Here is a 1,828-nt window from a genome sequence, read left to right on the forward strand (position 1 = left end):
CAAGGCGGCCGCGCTCTCGGCGGTGTGGCGCTCTGCGGTCGGGACGCCTCTGGCTGTGGCAGCGTAAGTGCCGTGCCAGGCGGGAGGAATGTCGAGGTGGCCGAAGGCCGCGATCCCACTCATGCGCCTCTTGGCATGAATCGCGACGCGCAACACGTCGAGGTCCACCCGTTGGTGTGGGCGAAGACGACCAAGTCGACCAGGTCCTTGACTCGGCTATTACGTCGTCCGTCTGGGTTGTTGGTTTCCATCGTGGCGCAGACCTTGTCGGCGATCTGATCGACCATCGGGTAGAGCCGATAGGGATGAGTGGTGAGCGGTGGGCGCGGGTAGAGCCGGTTGGCTGGTTCCACGACCTCCACCTCGCCGATCGGGGGCGGGCCGATGACGACGTCGACGGTGACAGTCTCCACGTGCATATCGGTGTCGGCGTCCATGCACGCAAATACGTAGCGACGCATGGCCACGCCGGGTTGATTTTGACCCCTGCCAATGGGGATGGAACGGATCACGCGGAAGGTGAGGTGGTCGCCCAGATCGACGGGTACAAGCTCGGTAAGCGCGCGTTCGGCCCCATCAAGATCGACAGCCTTTAGAGCCGGGAGATCGACATCTCTGGTGGTGCGCGACCGAGGCACCCGCGCCAGCACCCTTATCCCACCCTTGAGCATCCGGAGGCTTCACCGTCGGCGAAGACGCGTGAGAGGAATCTGTCGAATCGCGCTTGGCGAATCTCGCGTCGACGGTCGCGGCGCTCACTCCTGGGCCGGCCTTCGCAGCGGACTTGCGCGCGGCAGCTTTGATCGCGAGTTCAAGAGATGGCCAATCGTGATAGGGCTCAAGCGGTTCAGCCATCGCGCCACGCCTCGGGATGGATTCCGGCGCGTTCGACTAGGGTGGCCGAGAACTCGCGCCCATCGAGCTTTCGACGGCGTGCGACCGAAATCAGCGACTCGCTTCGTGGGCTTGGGGCGGTGCGCCGGTCATGTGATAGCAGTTGAACAGGTGTCTTCCGCTACCAGTGCACGAGGCACAGCAAGGGCCGGGGGAGCGGTTGCTCCCCCGGCCCTTGCCGGACATCGCAGGCGCGATCAGATGTCGTAGTACATCTCGAACTCGTGCGGGTGCGGGCGGAAACGAATCGGGTCGATCTCGTTCTTGCGCTTGTACTCGATCCAGGTGTCGATGACGTCCTGGGTGAAGACGTCGCCTTCGAGCAGGAACTCGTGGTCGGCCTCAAGCGCGTCGAGCACCTCACCGAGCGAGCCGGGGACCTGCTTGATCTCCGCGTGCTCCTCCGGCGGCAGCTCGTAGAGATCCTTGTCCACCGGCTCCGGGGGCTCGATGCGGTTCTTGATCCCGTCGAGTCCGGCCATCAGCTGGGCGGCGAAGGCGAGGTAGGGGTTGCAGGAGGGATCGGGGATACGGAACTCGATGCGCTTGGCCTTCGGCGATGCGCCCGCGATCGGGATGCGGATGCAGGCCGAGCGGTTGCGAGCGGAGTAGACAAGGTTGACCGGCGCCTCATACCCCGGCACGAGGCGGTGGTAGGAGTTGACGGTCGGATTGGTGAAGGCGAGGACCGCGGGGGCATGCTTCAGCAGGCCGCCGATGTACCAGCGCGCGATGTCGGACAGGCCGCCATACCCGCGCTCGTCGTAGAACAGCGGCTCGCCGTTCTTCCACAGCGACTGGTGGGTGTGCATGCCCGAGCCGTTGTCGCCGAACACCGGCTTCGGCATGAAGGTGGCCGACTTGCCGTTGTGCCACGCGGTGTTCTTGACGACGTACTTGAACTTCATCATGTCGTCGCCGGAGTGCAGCAGCG

The 1,828-nt window shown here is 64.7% G+C and carries 1 protein-coding gene and 1 pseudogene; both read right to left on the minus strand.

Going from position 1 to position 1,828, the window contains the following annotated elements:
* Positions 1–119 precede the first annotated feature (119 nt).
* A complete protein-coding gene (locus PKH97_RS12940; protein WP_324387908.1) occupies positions 120–671 on the minus strand; it encodes a nucleotidyl transferase AbiEii/AbiGii toxin family protein in 552 nt (183 codons plus the stop codon).
* A gap of 420 nt (positions 672–1,091) precedes the next feature.
* A pseudogene (locus tag PKH97_RS12945) lies at positions 1,092–1,828 on the minus strand (type I glutamate--ammonia ligase); the annotation flags it as partial.

Source organism: Nostocoides sp. (assembly GCF_035343835.1).
Lineage (GTDB): Bacteria > Actinomycetota > Actinomycetes > Actinomycetales > Dermatophilaceae > Nostocoides_A > Nostocoides_A vanveenii.

What these genes read in the sequence shown, in the direction of transcription:
- PKH97_RS12940 (WP_324387908.1), bottom strand. Translation starts at nt 671, where the DNA reads ATGCTCAAGGGTGGGATAAGGGTGCTGGCGCGGGTGCCTCGGTCGCGC.